We start from the raw sequence: 16,174 nt of genomic DNA, 5'->3' as shown, positions 1-16,174 counted from the left end.
GAGTGAATGGGCGTGGAGCCAATTTGTAACAAGACCTGCCTGGAGCTAAGCTTCCACGCGACGGACACAGAAGCCAGCGCAGGTATCGCGCGGCTTAGCAGTGGTCTGGCGAATCATGGCTTGCCGCCTCATAAATCGGACGATGTGAAGATTGCATTGGCCGAAGCAATCAACAACGTGGTGGAACACGCATACAATGGCATTGCACCGGCCAATGTTCAGGTCACTTGCCGACTGGACCGGGATAGGCTGGACATCCTGATCTCGGATACCGGCCATCCGCTGCCCGGTTTTCGGATGCCGGACGGAACGCCTGCACCGCTGGGGGAAACCACGCAAGACCTACCGGAAGGGGGGTTTGGCTGGTTCCTGATTCATCAGCTCACCAGTGACATCCGGTATGAGCGCCGGGATGGGTGCAATCGGCTTTCCCTGCGGTTTAACTTCGGCAATGCGCCTAATCGGGCATAACTGGTCACAATAACGCCATTTTCGAAACATTGTCGCGCCGCAAACAACCGCCATACAGTGACTCGTAGCTCAGATAGCTTCCCTCGGCGCCACTTATCACAGCCCCCACCCAGTGAAAGGCGCCGAGGAACTTCTCTCCTGAAATCTCTGGACAATCCTGGATCAGTGAATAGCTTTCCCTTGTTTCAGGGAGAAAGAGCACACCATGAGGGATCTGCATAAACCAGGCCGGTCAGAAGTTTTTGCGACGCACGGGATGTGTGCAACATCTCACCCGCTTGCAGCTAAAGTAGCGATCGACACTCTGGAACAGGGCGGCAACGCAATGGACGCCGCTATTGCCGGAGCGGTCCTGCTGGGAATTTGCGAGCCGCAGATGACCGGGCTGGGCGGCGATTGCTTTGTTCTGTTCAACCGGGCTGGGGAAAGCCGAATCCGAGCCTTGAACGGTTCAGGCCGATCGCCAGCTGCAGCTCAGGCACAGCTTTTGCGCGATCAGGGCCTTTCATCTGTGCCCTTGAACGGGGCGGATGCCGTGACAATTCCCGGCGCTGTGGACGCGTTCTGCCATCTTGCAGAGACTGAAGGGCGTTTGGGGTTGGACGCGATCCTGACCCCTGCAATTCACTACGCGGAAGCGGGTGTTCCCGTTGCGCCCCGAGTTTCGTTTGACTGGAGAATTGGGGCGGAAACATTGCAAGGTTCGGCGCGCGACCACTATCTGATCGACGGGCAAGCCCCTTCGGTCGGACAGATCTTTCGCGCGCCAGGTCAAGCCGAAGTATTGCGTCGGATCGCAAGCGAAGGTCGCGGCGCGTTTTATTCGGGCGACATTGCCGAGGACATGATCGCAGCCTTGTCCGCTCGCGGCGGCGTCCACACCGCTGAGGACTTTCAAAACGCGGGATGTAGCGACGCTCAGCCCATGCGCGGAGAATACAAAGGCGTCGATCTGGTGGAACATCCGCCAAACGGCCAAGGCGCGACTGCGATTTTGCTGCTGAATATCCTGAAACACTTTGATCTGACCCGCATGGATCCATTCGGAGCAGACCGGATTCACATCGAGGCAGAGGCGACCAAACTGGCCTATGATGCACGCAACAGGTTCATCGCAGATCCAGACCATATGGCCAGAGCAGAGCGCTTTCTTGACCCTGAGCTCGCCGCCAAGCTGGCCGCGCTCATTGATCCCAAACGTGCAATACCTGCGGCGGCGCCTTTGACCGAAGCCATTCACAAGGACACTGTCTATATCACCGTCGTTGACCGCGATCGGATGGCCGTGTCGCTGATCTACTCGATCTTTCACAGCTTTGGATCGGGCATCGCATCAGAAAAGTATGGCATCTTGCTTCAGAACAGAGGCGCTGGATTCACGCTGGAGCCGGGCCACCCAAACGAACTGGGCGGCGGCAAGCGTCCGATGCACACGATTATTCCGGGGATGCTTACCGAAAACGACCGCGTCATGATGCCCTTTGGCGTGATGGGCGGAGCGTATCAACCAACTGGCCACGCGCGATTTGTGTCCAATCTCAGAGATTTCGGCCTTGAACTGCAAGAGACCATCAATGCCCCCCGCGCATTCTTCGACGGATCTGTTCTGAAGCTGGAACGTGGCTACCCAGAAGAGGTGCTGAAACAATTGACAGAAATTGGACACACTGTCGAAACACCCGAAACGCCACTAGGGGGTGCACAAGCGATCCGAATCCGGGAAGACGGTATTTTGGAAGGTGCCAGCGACCCGCGTAAGGACGGCTGCGCCCTTGGATACTAACAGGCGCACAACCGCCACCGAGGTGGCAGGTAACTTTAGTTCAGGTGGAAATGCAGGGGGTATGCGCCGTCTTCGAACGGACCAAACATATTGGGGATATCCGGGTGCTCGACCGGCTCTCCGGAATAGTCGGCAACCAGATTTTGTTCTGAAACATAAGCAACATAGAAGGATTGGTCGTTCTCAGCCAACAGGTGATAAAATGGCTGCTCTTTCCGTGGACGGCTGTCTTCAGGGATGGCCTGATACCATTCCTCGGTATTTGAAAATTCTGGATCCACGTCAAAAATTACCCCTCGGAAAGGATGTTTTTTGTGACGAACCACCTGGCCTAAGCCGTATTTTGCACGTGTCTTTAGCATTGTTTCAGCCCCCAGAGCATTTACTACCCGTTTCTGGCCCGAAAAGCCAATCATTGATGTGAAACTCAGGGAAACAGTCTGTGAACCTAATACTGACAGTGTTCGAAATCGTAGCGCCGGTCTTTTTGTTGGCGGGGATTGGTTTTGCCTGGGTCAAACTGGGGTTCGAGTATCGCCTGCAGTTCGTCACCCGCTTTGCGACAACCCTGGCAATGCCCAGCCTGATCTTTGTTGCCCTAATGCAAACCGAAATCCCGGGCGGAGATCTTTCGCGCTTCACAATGGCGACCTTGCTTGCAAATCTTTTGCTGGCGTTGGTGTTCTGGCTGATCGTTCGCGGCTTGAAACTGGATCAGAGAACTTACCTGTCACCTTTGATTTTCGGTAATACCGGCAACCTCGGCCTGCCGTTGTGCATTTTTGCCTTTGGTCAAATCGGCTTGGGCTATGCAGTTATCTTTCTGTCTGTAACTGCACTGTTTTCCTTCACCTATGGGATTTATCTGGTCGCAGGAAAAGGTGCATGGGGCCAGGTTGTGCGCCAGCCGATGGCTTGGGCTACGATCCTTGGTGCAATTTTTCTTTGGCAAGGCTGGCAAACACCTAAATTCCTGACAAACACATTGGAGCTCTTGGGGCAAATGGCCGTCCCACTGATGCTGGTCACTGTCGGCGTGGCAATCGCCCGCCTGACGTCACGTAGCCTGGGGCAAGCGATCTGGCTGTCAGCGTTGAAGCTGACCGTGTGTTTTGCTTTGGGATGGGGTATCGGGGTGCTGTTTGATCTGGACACCATCGCTTTTGGCGTTCTGATATTGCAGATCTGTACGCCGGTTGCGGTAACCTCTTACCTGTTGGCAGAACGGTTTGGGGCCGATTCCGATGCAGTCGCTGGCATGGTCATGGTATCCACCGTGCTTTCCGTCGCAGCGTTACCGCTTATTCTGGCTATCGTTTTATAACGATTGTGATTTCATAATTACTCAATCTGCGTTAGAATGCCTCAAAAAAGGCACGAGGCACATGAGCAGAATTCTTATCGTACTCTTCGGGGTGCTGCTTCTGGCATCCTGTGGGGGTGGCTCCAAACAGCCGCCCAGCAGATTGAACGACGCGTGCAGCATTGCGCGTGAAAAGCCTGACTACATCAAGGCCTTCAAAAACACCGAACGCAAATGGGGCGTTCCCGTTCACGTTCAGATGGCCACGATCTATCAGGAAAGCCGCTATCGCCATGATGCGCGCACCCCGCATAGATACGTTTTGGGCGTCATCCCGATGGGTCGTCAAAGCAGCGCTTACGGCTACGGTCAGGCGCTTGATGGTACGTGGGAGCAATACCAGCGTGAAACCGGAAAACGCCGGGCCAAGCGGGATCGTATCCGCGACGCATCAGACTTCATCGGCTGGTACATGAATAAAAGCAACGAACGTAACGGCATCCACCCGGCAGATACGCGCAATCAATACCTAGCCTATCATGAAGGCCATACGGGATACGCGCGTGGCAGCTACAACAGCAAATCCTGGTTATTGAACGTAGCCAATGACGTGGACGCGCGCGCGCAGTTGTACCAAGCGCAGTTGGCGAACTGCCGATACTGACACATTCGGGCGGGTCAGCGATTGCCTGACCCGACCCTCTTTCTGTTCGAGAACAAGCCCTGATCGAGGCGCCCACCTTCATTCAGCGCACCGAGCAGAACGCTTGTCTGCCCACCAGCGTTATCGTGAATCACCCATTTGCGCAGCTCGACCGGGTTGTCCGTAAACATAAGCTCAATCCGACCTGCCTCGGGGTTCTTGGGGTCTTGTGCCGTGACCACGGTGGCTGTGCCGTCAAAGCTGTGGCCTACGACCATATTGGCCTGACCCAAGTTCACATTCCGCGCCAATACAATGGACAGCGGCGTACGCTTCAGCGGGTATTGCTCGGGGGGCTGGTTGGATTTCGGATCGAAAATCTGAACACTGCCCGAACGTGCCAAAACAACTGCGCTATTGGGGGGGTCATATTCGAACCGCATCTTGCCCGGGCGCTGCATCCACAGCTTACCGGTGCTCAACGATCCGTCATCGTTCACTTGCGTGAAAGTCGTCTCAACCGTTTTCAATCCGTTCAGGTAATTCGAAATCTGCGAAAGCGGCAGCTTATCCGCCGCCCATGCGGCAGGAGCGGCCAGTGTCAAAGCAAGGGCAAAAGCGATCTGTTTCATGCCGTACAGATAGGCCTTCTGCCCTTGTTATTAAATATCTTACTGCTCGGGGACGAGGATTTCCCGCTTACCGACGTGATTTGCCGCAGAAACAACGCCTTCGTCTTCCATCTGCTCAACCAGCCGCGCAGCTTTGTTGTAGCCAATGGCAAGTTTTCGCTGAATGTAAGAGGTCGAACACTTGCGATCCTTGATCACAATCGCCACCGCCTGATCATACAGGGCATCCTCTCCGTTTGTATTGCCGCCGGTGCTCAGACCCAGAACAGCGTCGATATTGTCAGCCTTGTCCTCAGCCGGGCCGTCCAGCACCGTGTTCACGTAGTCTGGCGGACCAAACTGTTTCAGGTGGTTGACGATTTCCTCGACCTCTTCATCTGAGACGAATGGCCCGTGGCAGCGGGTGATCTTGGCCCCGCCAGCCATATAGAGCATGTCGCCCTGCCCCAGAAGCTGTTCAGCGCCCATTTCACCCAAGATAGTGCGGCTGTCGACTTTCGAGGTCACTTGGAATGAAATCCGCGTCGGGAAGTTGGCCTTGATTGTACCGGTGATCACGTCGACCGAAGGGCGTTGTGTGGCCATGATCAGGTGAATGCCCGAGGCCCGCGCCATCTGTGCCAGACGCTGGATGCAGGCTTCGATTTCCTTGCCTGCAACCATCATCAGGTCAGCCATTTCGTCGACGATCACGACGATATAGGGCATCGCTTCGGGTGCGAATTCTTCGGTCTCAAAGGTTGGCTCGCCGGTTTCATCGTCAAAGCCGGTCTGTACCGTGCGGCTGAACAGCTCGCCCTTGGCCAGCGCGTCTTTCACGCGACCGTTGTAACCGGCTATATTGCGGACACCCATTTTGGACATCTTGCGATAGCGGTCTTCCATCTCACCCACGACCCATTTCAGCGCGACGACCGCCTTTTTCGGGTCGGTGACGACAGGCGAGAGCAGGTGCGGGATGCCGTCATAAACCGAAAGTTCCAGCATCTTCGGATCGATCATGATAAGGCGGCATTCATCCGGTGTCAGCTTGTACAGCAATGACAAAATCATCGTGTTGATCGCCACCGATTTACCGGAACCGGTGGTCCCTGCGATCAGCAAGTGAGGCATCTTGGCCAGGTTCGCCACAACGGATTCGCCACCAATATCCTTGCCCAGTGCCAGAGGCAGTGCATGGTTGCCATCGCCAAAGTCACGGCTGGCGAGAATTTCGCGCAGAACCACCATCTCGCGGTTTTCGTTGGGCAGCTCGATGCCGATGACAGAGCGTCCCGGCAGGGTTGAAACACGTGCCGACAGCGCTGACATCGAACGCGCAATGTCATCGGCCAGGCCAATCACGCGGCTGGCTTTCAAACCCGGAGCCGGTTCCAACTCGTACATGGTGACAACCGGACCGGGGCGAACGCTGACGATCTCACCTTTGACGCCGTAATCATCCAGAACATTTTCCAGCATCCGCGCGTTTTCTTCCAACGCCTCATCACTCAGATGATGGCGCTGAATGCTGGCCGGATTCGACAACAATCCCAGCGGAGGCAGTTCGAAATCGGCATGTTTGTCCTCAAACGACAACGCCGGTTGCGCTTCGGCCTGTGCCCGACGGGATGGCTGCGGCGTGCGGCGCACGGGTTGGGCAACCACGGGTTTTCGCGGTTCGGCCACAGGGATTTTCATTGCAGGTCGCGGCTGCGGTGCGGGCTCTTCAACATCTTCGAAGACCGGGGCGTCGTCTACTTCCGGCTCAGACGCATAATGATCCAGCATCGGCTCCGGCGCATATCCCGTCGGTGCGGGATCTTGCCACTCTGCAGTGACATCCGCCGAAACCGGAGGCTCGGACGGCAAGCCCGCAGCCGTCACCGGTGGCTCCATCGGCAGACCATCCGGCTGGCTTGTATTCAGGATCAGCGGACCAGGGCGGCGGCCTCGACCTTTGGTCAAAGGCAGGTTCGGGTCCGGCTCGGGCGTCATCTCACCTGCCGCCACTTTGCGATTGCGTACAGCGGCCGAGATTTTCGACCGGATGCGATCCTCGCCCGGCATCTCATCAAAGCCCGCGATTGGTTCAGGATCGACCAGTTCAGGTTCGGGCATAGGGTCAGGGCGGCGGATAAGCGACGGCATGCGCGACAGCAGTCCGCCTTTCACCGCAGGTTCCGGGCTTTCCAGCTCGGGGGCTTCAAAGATTGGATCAGCGTAGGCCAGATCGTCTTCATAAATGGCCTCTTCCGCCTCAGTACGCGCAAGTTTGCGTTCTTCCCACTGCGCTCGGCGATCCCGTGCCGCTTGCGCCGCCGACGCCGCACCGCGCCCCATCAGGGTCATCAGCATGTCATAGGACATCACAAGGCCCAGCAGGAAGGCGTGGAAACCACGTTTCACGTCCGTTTTGGTGAAGCCCAAAACAAAAATGCCCAGCGCAATCATGCCGACCGCCATGGCCAATGACATTAGCTTGACCAGAAAATGTGAAGAGATCGGCAACAGTGTCAGCAACGCTCCCATGACAGTGTCGCCAAACAAACCGCCCAGCCCATAGCTGTGGGTTGCGCGCCATTCGGCATCGGGAACAAGGGTCGCGGCGTAGACCGAGACAACGGCAATCCAGATCGGGGCAAAAATCAACCGTGCGATGGCCCGGTCTTCACCGAAGTGGCCCGCGAAACGCAAACCCCACCCGATCAGAACAAGCGCAATGCCCCAGCTGCCCCACCCCACGATCATGAACAAGGGCGCTGCGATCGACGCGCCAATCCGTCCCATCCAGTTCTGTACCGGGGCGTCGGTCGACACCATCCAGTTCGGATCATCGGGCGTATAGGACCAGATCATCGCCGCCGCAGCCAAACCCAGCAGGATCAAGGCGATACCGATCAGTTCCTTACTGCGTCGCTCCAAAGCGGCCTGCGTGGTGCTGTCCAACAATGGATCGCGGTTGCGCGCGTTATATGATGCCATTTTGCCCTCGTACCTCACGAATAGATGCAGTCGCGGAGTGTGATCAGACCACGCTGCAACTCTGTTTTTGGGGCCACCAACGCAACCCGGATAAAGCCTTTGCCCGGGTTATTCCCCGGATCACCTTGTGAAAGATATGCGCCCGGCAGAACTCGAACCCCGGTGCCCTTCCAGACCTTCAATGCAGTGTCTTCGCCATTCTCGACCGGCAGCCACAAAAAGAACCCGGCCTCTGGCGACATGTAACCCTGTACCCCCGCGAAGACCTGATCCGCGATGGCGTATTTTTCCTGATACAGCGCACGGTTTTCCTGAACATGCTCCTCATCTGCCCAGACCTTTGCTGCGGCAGCTTGCAAGGGCAGCGGCAGAGGCGACCCGGCATAGGTACGCAATTGCTTGACTTGTTTGATCGTCTCAGGCCCACCCGCGATCAGGCCCGACCGCAACCCGGCCAGGTTTGAGCGTTTGGAAAGCGAGTTGAACAACGTGATCCGCTCAGGATCAGCGCCCAGTTCTTGCGCGACGGTCAGAATACCTGTCGGGGCCTTGTCCCGGTAAATCTCGGAATAGCATTCATCCGCGAAAATGCGGAAATCGTATTGCTCGGCGAGACGGATCAGTTCGACCCAATATTCGCGAGAGGCAACAGCCCCCTGCGGGTTGGCAGGCGAACAAATATAGGCCACGGCGGTGCGATTCAGCACATTCGCAGGCAGACCAGCATAGTCCGGCAGATGGCCCGTCGCGGCGGTGGCAGGCACAAAAAAGGGCTGCGCTCCTACCGAAAGCGAGGCGACCATATAAACCTGATAAAACGGATTCGGGCACAGGATGATCGGTTGCTGGCCGTTCTTCTGTTCAGGACACAGCACCATGGCGGCGTTGTACAGCCCCTCACGGGTGCCGTTCAGTGCCATCACATTGGCATCCGGGTCCATCTGGACCCCATAGCGTCGATAAATCCAGTCTGTGATCGCACCACGCAGGTCTTCCGAGCCTTCGTTCGGAGGATACCCCTGAAACCCGGCGGCGTTTTCGATGATGACATCGGTCACCCAGGCCGGAAAATCATGCGTGGGTGCGCCAATGGTCATGTGAACAACGTCACCGCCCGGCTGGTGATGATCCAACAGGGCGCGCAGACGCGGGAATGCATAAGCCGGTAGGTTCGAAAACCGCTCGGGGAAATTCATAATACTGCCTCAATATCGGGGTCATTTGCGCCCCGTTTTTTTAGCAGATTACAGTCCGTGCGCCTCCCCGTCCAGACAAAGAGGTTCCGAATCAGGGGATTGTGGCATTCAGGCCAGTACCGATTCCGCCGCTGAACCCAGCCGCAAAAGCGCCTCTTCCGAGCCGGGATAGCCCAGCATCATCAGACCGCAACTGGGGGTTCCAGTGGGCAGGCTCAGCGCTGCAAGACCCATCAGATTGCCGATCCGCGTGTTGCGCAGGGCCAGCAGATTCTCGGTCACGTAATAGTCGTGGTCATTCATCAGCCGCTCCAGATTGGGCGGCAGAATCGGTGCAGTGGGGGCCAGAACGGCATCAAACCCGGCGGTTGCTGCATCCCACGCGGTGCGGCAAGCCTTGAGCTTGGACCAAGCGGACACATAGTCGGGGCCGGAAAACTCCATTCCGATGCGGAAACGTTCAAGGATCTCGGGATACATCGCCTCGGGGTTGGCCTCGATCACATCGCGCCACAGTCCATAGGCCTCGGTGGTGTAAACGATGCTGGTCAGGGTCATGGCCTCGTTCAGTGCAGGCACCTCCAAAGGCACAATTTCGGCCCCTGCATCCGCAAGTTTAGCAAGGGCATCCTCATACGCCTTGCGGGGCGTATCACGCAGGTCGTCCTTGGCAATGTTTTGCAAATCGGCAAAGCGGCGACCTTTGACCGAAGCACCACGCAGATCGGCAGGCATTCCGCCCTCGAGCAGAGCCAGCATTTGCGCGGCGTCCTCGACCGACCGCGCCAGAGGCCCAACCGTATCAAAACGCAAGCAGAGCGGCACCACACCTTCCAGACTGAGCCGCCCGGCAGTGGTTTTCAGCCCCACCAAATCGTTCCACGCCGCCGGGATTCGGACCGACCCGCCGGTGTCCGATCCGATTCCGCAAGCCGCCAGACCCCAGGCAACCGAAGCGCCGGCCCCCGAAGACGACCCACCCGGCACGGCTGCCTCGTCATGTATGCAGGGCGGAGTTTCGGTGATCGGGTTCAGCCCAAGCCCGGAAAAGGCCAACTCGCTCATATGCGTCTTGCCCAGACAGACGGTGCCCATCTGCGTCGCGTTGCGTAACACCAGCGCATCCGCATCCGGCACGCGATCCTTCAACAGAGCCGAGCCCGCCTCGGTTACGGTTCCTGCAGTGTCGAACAGGTCTTTCCAACTGATCGGGACCCCGTCCAGCAAAGACCGTCGCAGGCCCAATTTGGCGCGCTGCTTTGCTGCTTCAGCTTCAGACCGGGCGCGATCATGGGTGACGCGGGCATAGATGCGGTCCCGATGCGGGTGGGCGTCGATGGCCGCAAGATAGGTCTCGGTGAGCTCGACCGGATCAATCTGACCCATCCCAATGCCACGGCCCAAATCACACGCGGTCATGGTCAACCAATCCTGCATCCTGCCCCCTCCTGCTTTTCGGCTTAAGGGGACGGTAGCGACAGGACTGCACATGGACAATCCCGAAAGGGCGCGCATATTGCAGGGCATGACACAGGCATCTGATATTCTGATCGTGGGCGGCGGGCTGAACGGCCCCGCTTTGGCGCTAGCACTGGCACAAACCGGTCACTCGGTCACGGTGATCGATGCGCTGGCTGAGAAAGTTCGCAAGAATGCGGCATTTGACGGACGTGCATATGCGCTGGCCCTGGCGTCGCAACGCCTGCTGGATGCCATCGGCGTGTGGGATCGTGTTGCGGAACACGCTCAGCCGATGCTGGAAATCAAGGTTACAGACGGCCATGCCGGAACAGGGCCATCACCCTTTTTCATGCATTTTGACCATGCCGAGATCGAAGAAGGCCCGATGGGCTTTATGGTCGAAGACCGCCATCTGCGCCGGGCTTTTCTGGACGCGATGGCGGAAGAGCCGCGCATCACTCAGGTAAGCGGTAAGACCGTCGTATCCCAACAGACCGACGCCACCGAAGTGACCTTAACGTTGGACGACGGCACAACCGTGCAAGGCGGCCTGCTGGTCGGCTGTGACGGCCGCCGCAGCGGCACCGCGTCGCGGGCGGGTATCAAACGCACCGGTTGGGACTATGGCCAAACGGCGCTGGTCTGCGCCATCGATCATGATCTGCCGCATAACGGCATTGCCCATCAGTTCTTCATGCCGCCCGGCCCGCTGGCGATTCTGCCGTTGACCGGAAATCGCAGCTCCATCGTCTGGAGCGAACGCACCGAGACCGCGGCCCGGATCAACGCCCTACCCGAAGAAGATTATCTGCAGGTGCTGCGCCCACGGTTTGGCGATTTTCTGGGTGATATCCACCTTGCTGGTGATCGTTTCACATACCCGTTGAACCTGACCATCGCCAATTCCTTTGTCGGCATCCGCATGGCGCTGGTCGGGGATGCCGCCCACGGAATGCATCCCATCGCCGGTCAGGGGCTGAATGCCGGTCTACGCGATGTCGGGGCCTTGGCCGAGGTTCTGACACTGGCCGGGCGGCGCGGCGAGGATATCGGATCGACCATGGTGCTAGAGCGGTATCAGGAATGGCGTCGCTTTGACACTGCCTCGCTTGCGATGGCGACGGATGTCTTCAACAAGCTGTTTTCCAACGATAACCCCCTACTGCGCCTTGGACGAGATATTGGCATGGGAGTTGTCGGCTCTTTGCCCGGGTTGCGTCGCGGCTTTGTCAGGGAAGCAGCCGGGTTGACCGGAGACCTGCCCAAGCTGTTGCAAGGGCGGCCTATCTAGTCGAGCTGCCGCGCCTCATCAATCAGCATGACCGGGATCCCGTTGCGGATGGGAAAGGCCAGTCCTGCTGCTTTGGACACAAGCTCTTGCTTTTCAACATCATAGTGCAGTGTCGTGTGTGTCTGCGGGCAGATCAGCGCTTCGAGCATGTGGCGGTCAAATGCATGGTCGGGGTTGGTCATTGCAGTTTTTCCTCGTTCGATCCGCCGCGCATGGCAAATTCGATCAGTGTCACCAATGTCTCGCGCCGGGTGCGCAGGCAGGGGGCCTCGAGCAGGGCTTGTTTGTCTTCAGGGTCGAAATCCATAAGCATCGACAAAGAGTTCACAAGCAACTCATCGTCTGCGTCTTTCAATGAATCCCAATCAGTGGACAGCTGCCGGGACGAAAAGAAACGTTCCAGCAAGTTCAGAAACTTGGTGCGGTTGAACCCGTCATCTTTTTCGGACCTACCAAGATCCCGGTCGAAGCCGTTCCACGAGACAGCGCACCGGCGATAGGGTGTGAATGCGTCCAGCTCGGACGCAATGCGGAACCGCGACACACCGGTCAACGTGATCAGGTACCGACCATCTTCTGTTTCGGAAAACTGCGTCACCCGCCCGGCACATCCGATACGGTGCAGCTTGTCCTCGTCGCTGACTGAAGGGTTCGGCTGAACCATTGCGATCAGCCTTTCCTTGGTTTTCAGCGCGTCGTCCAGCATCTGCAGATAACGCGGTTCAAAGATGTGAAGTGGCAGGCGCGAACGGGGCAACAGCAGTGCCCCGGGCAATGGAAAAACGGATACCGTATCCGGCAGGTCGGCGGGATGCATCATGTACCCAATTCTAGCTCTGATCAGAGATTAGGCAAATATCATCGAGCTGAGCTTGCGACGTCCGTTCAGAACAATCGGATCATTGGGCTTGAGTGCATCAAAAATGGTGAAAAGCTGGGTTTTGGCCGCGCCATCATTCCACTCACGATCCCGGCGGAACAGCTCCAGCAGTTGCGTTACGGCCTCTTCCACATCCCCGTTGGCGTGCAGGGCCTGAGCCAGATCGAACCGAGCTTGGTGGTTGTCAGGATCAGCCTCAACAGCAGCCGTTAACTCGGCAACAGGACCTGCATCCGCGGCCTGTTTGGCCAGCTCAAGCTGTGCATGTGCAGCCTCCAGCTCGGCGGATGCCGAAATCTCGGCAGGAGCACCGTTCAGGATCGCCTCGGCCTGTTCCAGATCGCCGGTGGCGATATGGGCGCGAACCAACCCGCCATAGGCCGCTGCGTGGTTTGGGTCTTCGCCCAGAATAGCCGCAAAGGTCTGTGCCGCGTCCGCAGCTGCGCCTTCGGTTAGCATGTCTTCGGCAGCTTGCACGGCATCATCCAACTGGCCGCCCGGGCTTTCACCACCTGCAGCTTCGATCACGCGGTCGACAAACGCTTTGATTTCGGACCCCGGCAAAGCACCCTGAAACCCATCGACCGGCTGGCCCTTGGAAAAGGCATAAACTGTTGGAATCGATTGGATACGCAATTGCGACGCGATCATCTGCGCCTCATCCACGTTGATCTTGACCATCTTCACCGCGCCTTTCGCGGCAGTGACGGCCTCTTCTAGCAGCGGGCCAAGAGTCTTGCACGGGCCGCACCAGGGCGCCCAGAAGTCAACAATAACTGGTATTTCTTGCGAAGCTTCGACCACATCGGCCATGAAAGTGGCCTCGCTCCCGTCTTTGATCAGATCGGTGGCGGGGGCATCTGCGCCGTTCAGAAGGTCCATGGCAATCACTCTTTCGTTCGAACTCGCGCCCTATATGCAGTCGCTTGTGGCAGAAACCAAGGGCAGAGTTTCATCTCAGATGTCGAAGGTCGCAAAGACCGGGGCGTGATCGCTGGGCTTTTCCCACCCGCGCGCATCCCGCAGAACACGGCTGGAATGGCCCGCGTTGGAAATATCCGGCGTGGCCCAGACATGATCCAGCCGCCGCCCCTTATCCGCCGCGTCCCAGTCGCGCGCGCGATAGGACCACCAGCTATACAGTTGGCCTTCGGGAATATCCTGCCGGGTGATATCGACCCAACCGCCTGCATCCTGCGTCTCGGCTAGGTGCTCGACTTCGATTGGAGTGTGCGAAACTACCTTGAGCAGTTGTTTATGCGACCAGACATCATCCTCGCGCGGGGCGATGTTCAGATCGCCAACAAGAACGGATTTTTCCGGCTTTTCCGCATGGAACCAATCGCGCATGTCGGTGAGGTAATCCAGCTTCTGGCCAAATTTCTCATTCACTTCGCGGTCTGGCACATCGCCGCCCGCCGGAACATAAAAGTTGTGAATCGTGACACCATTTTCCAACCGCCCGGCAATGTGACGCGCATGGCCCAGATTCGCGAAATCCTTGTCACCGACTTCTTCCATCGGCAGACGCGACAGGATGGCAACGCCATTATAGCCCTTTTGCCCCCGTGCAACCATGTGGGTGTAGCCCAGTTCGGCAAACCCCTCGGTTGGAATCTTTTCCACTGGCGATTTGCATTCCTGCAGGCACAGAACATCCGGTGCCTCTTCCTGCAGCAATTTCAGCACGATCGGCTCACGCAGGCGGACCGAGTTGATGTTCCAGGTGGCAAGGGTAAAGGGCATGGGATGGGATTCCTCTGTCGCGATTGGCGCAGGTTAGCGTGGTGCGGAACCGGGTGCCACGAGAAAAGGGCGCAGAACAGATGCGGATTGTTTATTGTCAGCTTTGCGGGACAAAACAGCCGTCGGCATCGCGGAAACGAATGTCTGCTCTATGCTGATGATTCAACGGGTGGTCGCAACACATCGGGCAAACTTTTTTGCCAACGTTTCGTATTGCAAGGTCTTTCTCAGGCGCTCGTTGAGCTGTCTGGCCATCGCGCTTCGTGCCTTCCTTTTGATTCCCAGAAGTTTCTATTCGAGCGGCTTTCTCATCAAGACGAATGGTCCTTCCGGGTACGTTTGCAATTCCACAAATTCATAGCCGAGAGCCAAATAAAACTCCCGCGCGGTCAGTGAGGAATGAAGCATCATTTCCGGGATTGCCCTTTGTCGCGCCTCCTCTTCAATTTTTGAAACCAGCATTTTGCCCAACCCTCGCCCCTGATACCCACGGTCCACGAACATTGAACGCAGATAGTTATCTCTCAGCCCCACCGTTCCAACGAGTTCGGTGCCCATGAAGCAAAGAAGAATTAGCTCGTTTTCAATTCTTCCGGCGACCGGCTCCGACTCAAAAATCGCGCACAGCATATCGATTGACTTTTGATCGTAGTCCTTGGAATTTGAAACGCGAATTGTGCGCCGGATCAGCCCACTGAGCGGAACTACATCGGCAACAGTTGCCTGTCGGATTTTGAGCGACTTCATCGCGGCAAACCTATCCCGGGACATGCGACATCGAAGAACTAGCAGATATGGCGAAAGCGGGCTGGAAGCATTCGAACTTCTCTATGTCTTTCACAAAGGGAAACGGGTTCACAAACTTCATGGTGTGTCCTGCCGGAATTGTCGGATCAGATGATCCCATCACTATTGCAGACATTCTTTCGAGGCGCAGCATCGGTAACATTGGGCTCAAAGCGGACTTCAACTCGCCACCCCTGACAAAAAAAGCCGGGCCATTCGGCCCGGCAGTCCAACAGGGAGGTGCATGTCATAACCCGGACATGCGCGGGTTGGGAGTAACCTAATTATGACTTAAGAGTATCACTTTGATCCACATCAATCCACAACGAGTTAAGACACCAGCCGATATCCACCAGATTCTGTGACCAAAAGGCGCGCATTGGATGGATCAGGCTCAATCTTCTGACGCAGGCGGTAGATGTGAGTTTCCAGCGTATGCGTGGTGACACCGGCATTGTATCCCCAAACCTCATGCAGGAGCACATCCCGTGCCACAACCCCGTCGGTCGAGCGATACAGGAATTTGAGAATATTCGTTTCCTTCTCGGTCAAACGGATTTTGCGATCTTCTTCGGTGATCAGCATCTTCATCGCTGGTTTGAACGTATACGGGCCAAGCACAAAGACGGCATCTTCCGATTGCTCATGCTGGCGAAGCTGAGCGCGGATGCGGGCCAAAAGCACCGGAAACTTGAAGGGTTTCGAGACATAATCATTCGCGCCTGCATCCAGTCCCAGAATTGTGTCAGCATCGCTGTCATGACCGGTCAGCATCAGGATAGGGCTTTTTACGCCTTGTTTACGCATCAGGCGGCACAGCTCTCGCCCGTCGGTGTCCGGCAGGCCCACGTCCAGAATGACCAGATCATAAATCGCCTCGCGCGCACGTTCCATCGCCGAGCTTCCGTCAGAGGCTTCGAACACATCGAAATCCTCGGTCATGACAAGTTGCTCGCTGAGCGCCTCGCGCAGATCCTCGTCATCATCCACCAACAGGATTTTCTTGAGTTGAGCCATT

At 57.1% G+C, this 16,174-nt stretch carries 16 protein-coding genes; 5 read left to right on the top strand and 11 right to left on the bottom strand.

Going from position 1 to position 16,174, the window contains the following annotated elements:
• The first annotated feature begins 6 nt into the window (after nt 1-6).
• The gene (locus ALB80_RS15250; protein ID WP_050604945.1) at nt 7-471 is read left to right on the top strand and encodes an ATP-binding protein; all 465 of its coding nucleotides are present in this window, start codon (nt 7-9) and stop codon (nt 469-471) included.
• 205 nt (nt 472-676) lie between these two features.
• Nucleotides 677-2,254 carry a gamma-glutamyltransferase family protein gene (locus ALB80_RS15245; protein ID WP_050604944.1) on the top strand — a complete coding sequence of 526 codons (1,578 nt, stop codon included), beginning with the start codon at nt 677-679 and terminating at the stop codon, nt 2,252-2,254.
• 35 nt (nt 2,255-2,289) lie between these two features.
• Here the strand turns inward: ALB80_RS15245 and hspQ are convergent, their stop codons facing one another.
• On the bottom strand, nt 2,290-2,616 hold the full coding sequence (hspQ, locus tag ALB80_RS15240) for a heat shock protein HspQ (protein ID WP_050604943.1): 327 nt from the start codon (nt 2,614-2,616) through the stop codon (nt 2,290-2,292).
• Nucleotides 2,617-2,696: 80 nt separating this feature from the next.
• Here hspQ and ALB80_RS15235 point away from each other — a divergent pair, with 80 nt between their 5' ends.
• Nucleotides 2,697-3,578 carry an AEC family transporter gene (locus tag ALB80_RS15235; RefSeq protein ID WP_050604942.1) on the top strand — a complete coding sequence of 294 codons (882 nt, stop codon included), beginning with the start codon at nt 2,697-2,699 and terminating at the stop codon, nt 3,576-3,578.
• Nucleotides 3,579-3,639: 61 nt separating this feature from the next.
• Nucleotides 3,640-4,221: a lytic transglycosylase gene (locus ALB80_RS15230; RefSeq protein WP_050604941.1), complete on the top strand. Its 582-nt coding sequence runs from the start codon at nt 3,640-3,642 to the stop codon at nt 4,219-4,221.
• Between the two features lie 14 nt (nt 4,222-4,235).
• Here the strand turns inward: ALB80_RS15230 and ALB80_RS15225 are convergent, their stop codons facing one another.
• The 4 genes from ALB80_RS15225 to ALB80_RS15210 form a co-directional block, all read right to left on the bottom strand.
• Nucleotides 4,236-4,832, bottom strand: coding sequence for an outer membrane lipoprotein carrier protein LolA (locus ALB80_RS15225; RefSeq protein ID WP_050604940.1), 597 nt, complete (start codon nt 4,830-4,832; stop codon nt 4,236-4,238).
• A 39-nt stretch (nt 4,833-4,871) separates the two neighbouring features.
• Nucleotides 4,872-7,796 (bottom strand): DNA translocase FtsK, encoded by a 2,925-nt coding sequence (locus tag ALB80_RS15220; protein ID WP_050604939.1) that lies wholly within the window; start codon nt 7,794-7,796, stop codon nt 4,872-4,874.
• Nucleotides 7,797-7,810: 14 nt separating this feature from the next.
• Nucleotides 7,811-8,992, bottom strand: coding sequence for an aminotransferase class I/II-fold pyridoxal phosphate-dependent enzyme (locus ALB80_RS15215; protein WP_050604938.1), 1,182 nt, complete (start codon nt 8,990-8,992; stop codon nt 7,811-7,813).
• Between the two features lie 108 nt (nt 8,993-9,100).
• Nucleotides 9,101-10,429: an amidase gene (locus ALB80_RS15210; RefSeq protein WP_050604937.1), complete on the bottom strand. Its 1,329-nt coding sequence runs from the start codon at nt 10,427-10,429 to the stop codon at nt 9,101-9,103.
• Between the two features lie 52 nt (nt 10,430-10,481).
• Between ALB80_RS15210 and ALB80_RS15205 the strand changes: the two genes are divergently transcribed.
• Nucleotides 10,482-11,744, top strand: a complete 1,263-nt coding sequence (locus ALB80_RS15205; protein ID WP_253276890.1) for an FAD-dependent monooxygenase — start codon at nt 10,482-10,484, stop codon at nt 11,742-11,744.
• On the opposite strand, the gene ALB80_RS15200 is transcribed toward ALB80_RS15205, so the two are convergent.
• The 6 genes from ALB80_RS15200 to ALB80_RS15170 all read right to left on the bottom strand — a co-directional run bounded on the left by ALB80_RS15200 (nt 11,741) and on the right by ALB80_RS15170 (nt 16,173).
• Nucleotides 11,741-11,926 carry a Trm112 family protein gene (locus ALB80_RS15200; RefSeq protein WP_050604936.1) on the bottom strand — a complete coding sequence of 62 codons (186 nt, stop codon included), beginning with the start codon at nt 11,924-11,926 and terminating at the stop codon, nt 11,741-11,743. The two genes, ALB80_RS15205 and ALB80_RS15200, sit on opposite strands and share 4 nt — an antisense overlap.
• Nucleotides 11,923-12,564 (bottom strand): LON peptidase substrate-binding domain-containing protein, encoded by a 642-nt coding sequence (locus tag ALB80_RS15195; protein ID WP_050604935.1) that lies wholly within the window; start codon nt 12,562-12,564, stop codon nt 11,923-11,925. The genes ALB80_RS15200 and ALB80_RS15195 overlap by 4 nt, the downstream gene beginning before the upstream one ends.
• A 27-nt stretch (nt 12,565-12,591) precedes the next feature.
• Nucleotides 12,592-13,506 carry a thioredoxin gene (gene trxA, locus ALB80_RS15190; protein WP_050604934.1) on the bottom strand — a complete coding sequence of 305 codons (915 nt, stop codon included), beginning with the start codon at nt 13,504-13,506 and terminating at the stop codon, nt 12,592-12,594.
• 75 nt (nt 13,507-13,581) lie between these two features.
• Nucleotides 13,582-14,370: an exodeoxyribonuclease III gene (locus tag ALB80_RS15185; RefSeq protein ID WP_050604933.1), complete on the bottom strand. Its 789-nt coding sequence runs from the start codon at nt 14,368-14,370 to the stop codon at nt 13,582-13,584.
• A gap of 291 nt (nt 14,371-14,661) precedes the next feature.
• Nucleotides 14,662-15,117 carry a GNAT family N-acetyltransferase gene (locus tag ALB80_RS15180; protein WP_050604932.1) on the bottom strand — a complete coding sequence of 152 codons (456 nt, stop codon included), beginning with the start codon at nt 15,115-15,117 and terminating at the stop codon, nt 14,662-14,664.
• Nucleotides 15,118-15,486: 369 nt separating this feature from the next.
• Entirely contained in the window at nt 15,487-16,173 is a 687-nt protein-coding gene (locus tag ALB80_RS15170; RefSeq protein WP_050605036.1) for a response regulator transcription factor, read from the bottom strand.
• Between the last annotated feature and the right edge of the window lies 1 nt (nt 16,174).

This window comes from Ruegeria sp. 6PALISEP08 (assembly GCF_001238295.1).
Taxonomy (GTDB): domain Bacteria; phylum Pseudomonadota; class Alphaproteobacteria; order Rhodobacterales; family Rhodobacteraceae; genus Ruegeria.
This window is presented reverse-complemented; position numbering and strand designations above follow the sequence as displayed.

Coding starts and splice junctions, on each gene's coding strand:
- ALB80_RS15250 (WP_050604945.1), top strand. CDS start 7: ATGGGCGTGGAGCCAATTTGTAACAAGACCTGCCTGGAGCTAAGCTTC.
- ALB80_RS15245 (WP_050604944.1), top strand. CDS start 677: ATGAGGGATCTGCATAAACCAGGCCGGTCAGAAGTTTTTGCGACGCAC.
- hspQ (WP_050604943.1), bottom strand. CDS start 2,616: ATGCTAAAGACACGTGCAAAATACGGCTTAGGCCAGGTGGTTCGTCAC.
- ALB80_RS15230 (WP_050604941.1), top strand. CDS start 3,640: ATGAGCAGAATTCTTATCGTACTCTTCGGGGTGCTGCTTCTGGCATCC.
- ALB80_RS15225 (WP_050604940.1), bottom strand. CDS start 4,832: ATGAAACAGATCGCTTTTGCCCTTGCTTTGACACTGGCCGCTCCTGCC.
- ALB80_RS15220 (WP_050604939.1), bottom strand. CDS start 7,796: ATGGCATCATATAACGCGCGCAACCGCGATCCATTGTTGGACAGCACC.
- ALB80_RS15215 (WP_050604938.1), bottom strand. CDS start 8,992: ATGAATTTCCCCGAGCGGTTTTCGAACCTACCGGCTTATGCATTCCCG.
- ALB80_RS15210 (WP_050604937.1), bottom strand. CDS start 10,429: ATGCAGGATTGGTTGACCATGACCGCGTGTGATTTGGGCCGTGGCATT.
- ALB80_RS15205 (WP_253276890.1), top strand. CDS start 10,482: ATGGACAATCCCGAAAGGGCGCGCATATTGCAGGGCATGACACAGGCA.
- ALB80_RS15200 (WP_050604936.1), bottom strand. CDS start 11,926: ATGACCAACCCCGACCATGCATTTGACCGCCACATGCTCGAAGCGCTG.
- ALB80_RS15195 (WP_050604935.1), bottom strand. CDS start 12,564: ATGATGCATCCCGCCGACCTGCCGGATACGGTATCCGTTTTTCCATTG.
- trxA (WP_050604934.1), bottom strand. CDS start 13,506: ATGGACCTTCTGAACGGCGCAGATGCCCCCGCCACCGATCTGATCAAA.
- ALB80_RS15185 (WP_050604933.1), bottom strand. CDS start 14,370: ATGCCCTTTACCCTTGCCACCTGGAACATCAACTCGGTCCGCCTGCGT.
- ALB80_RS15180 (WP_050604932.1), bottom strand. CDS start 15,117: ATGAAGTCGCTCAAAATCCGACAGGCAACTGTTGCCGATGTAGTTCCG.
- ALB80_RS15170 (WP_050605036.1), bottom strand. CDS start 16,173: ATGGCTCAACTCAAGAAAATCCTGTTGGTGGATGATGACGAGGATCTG.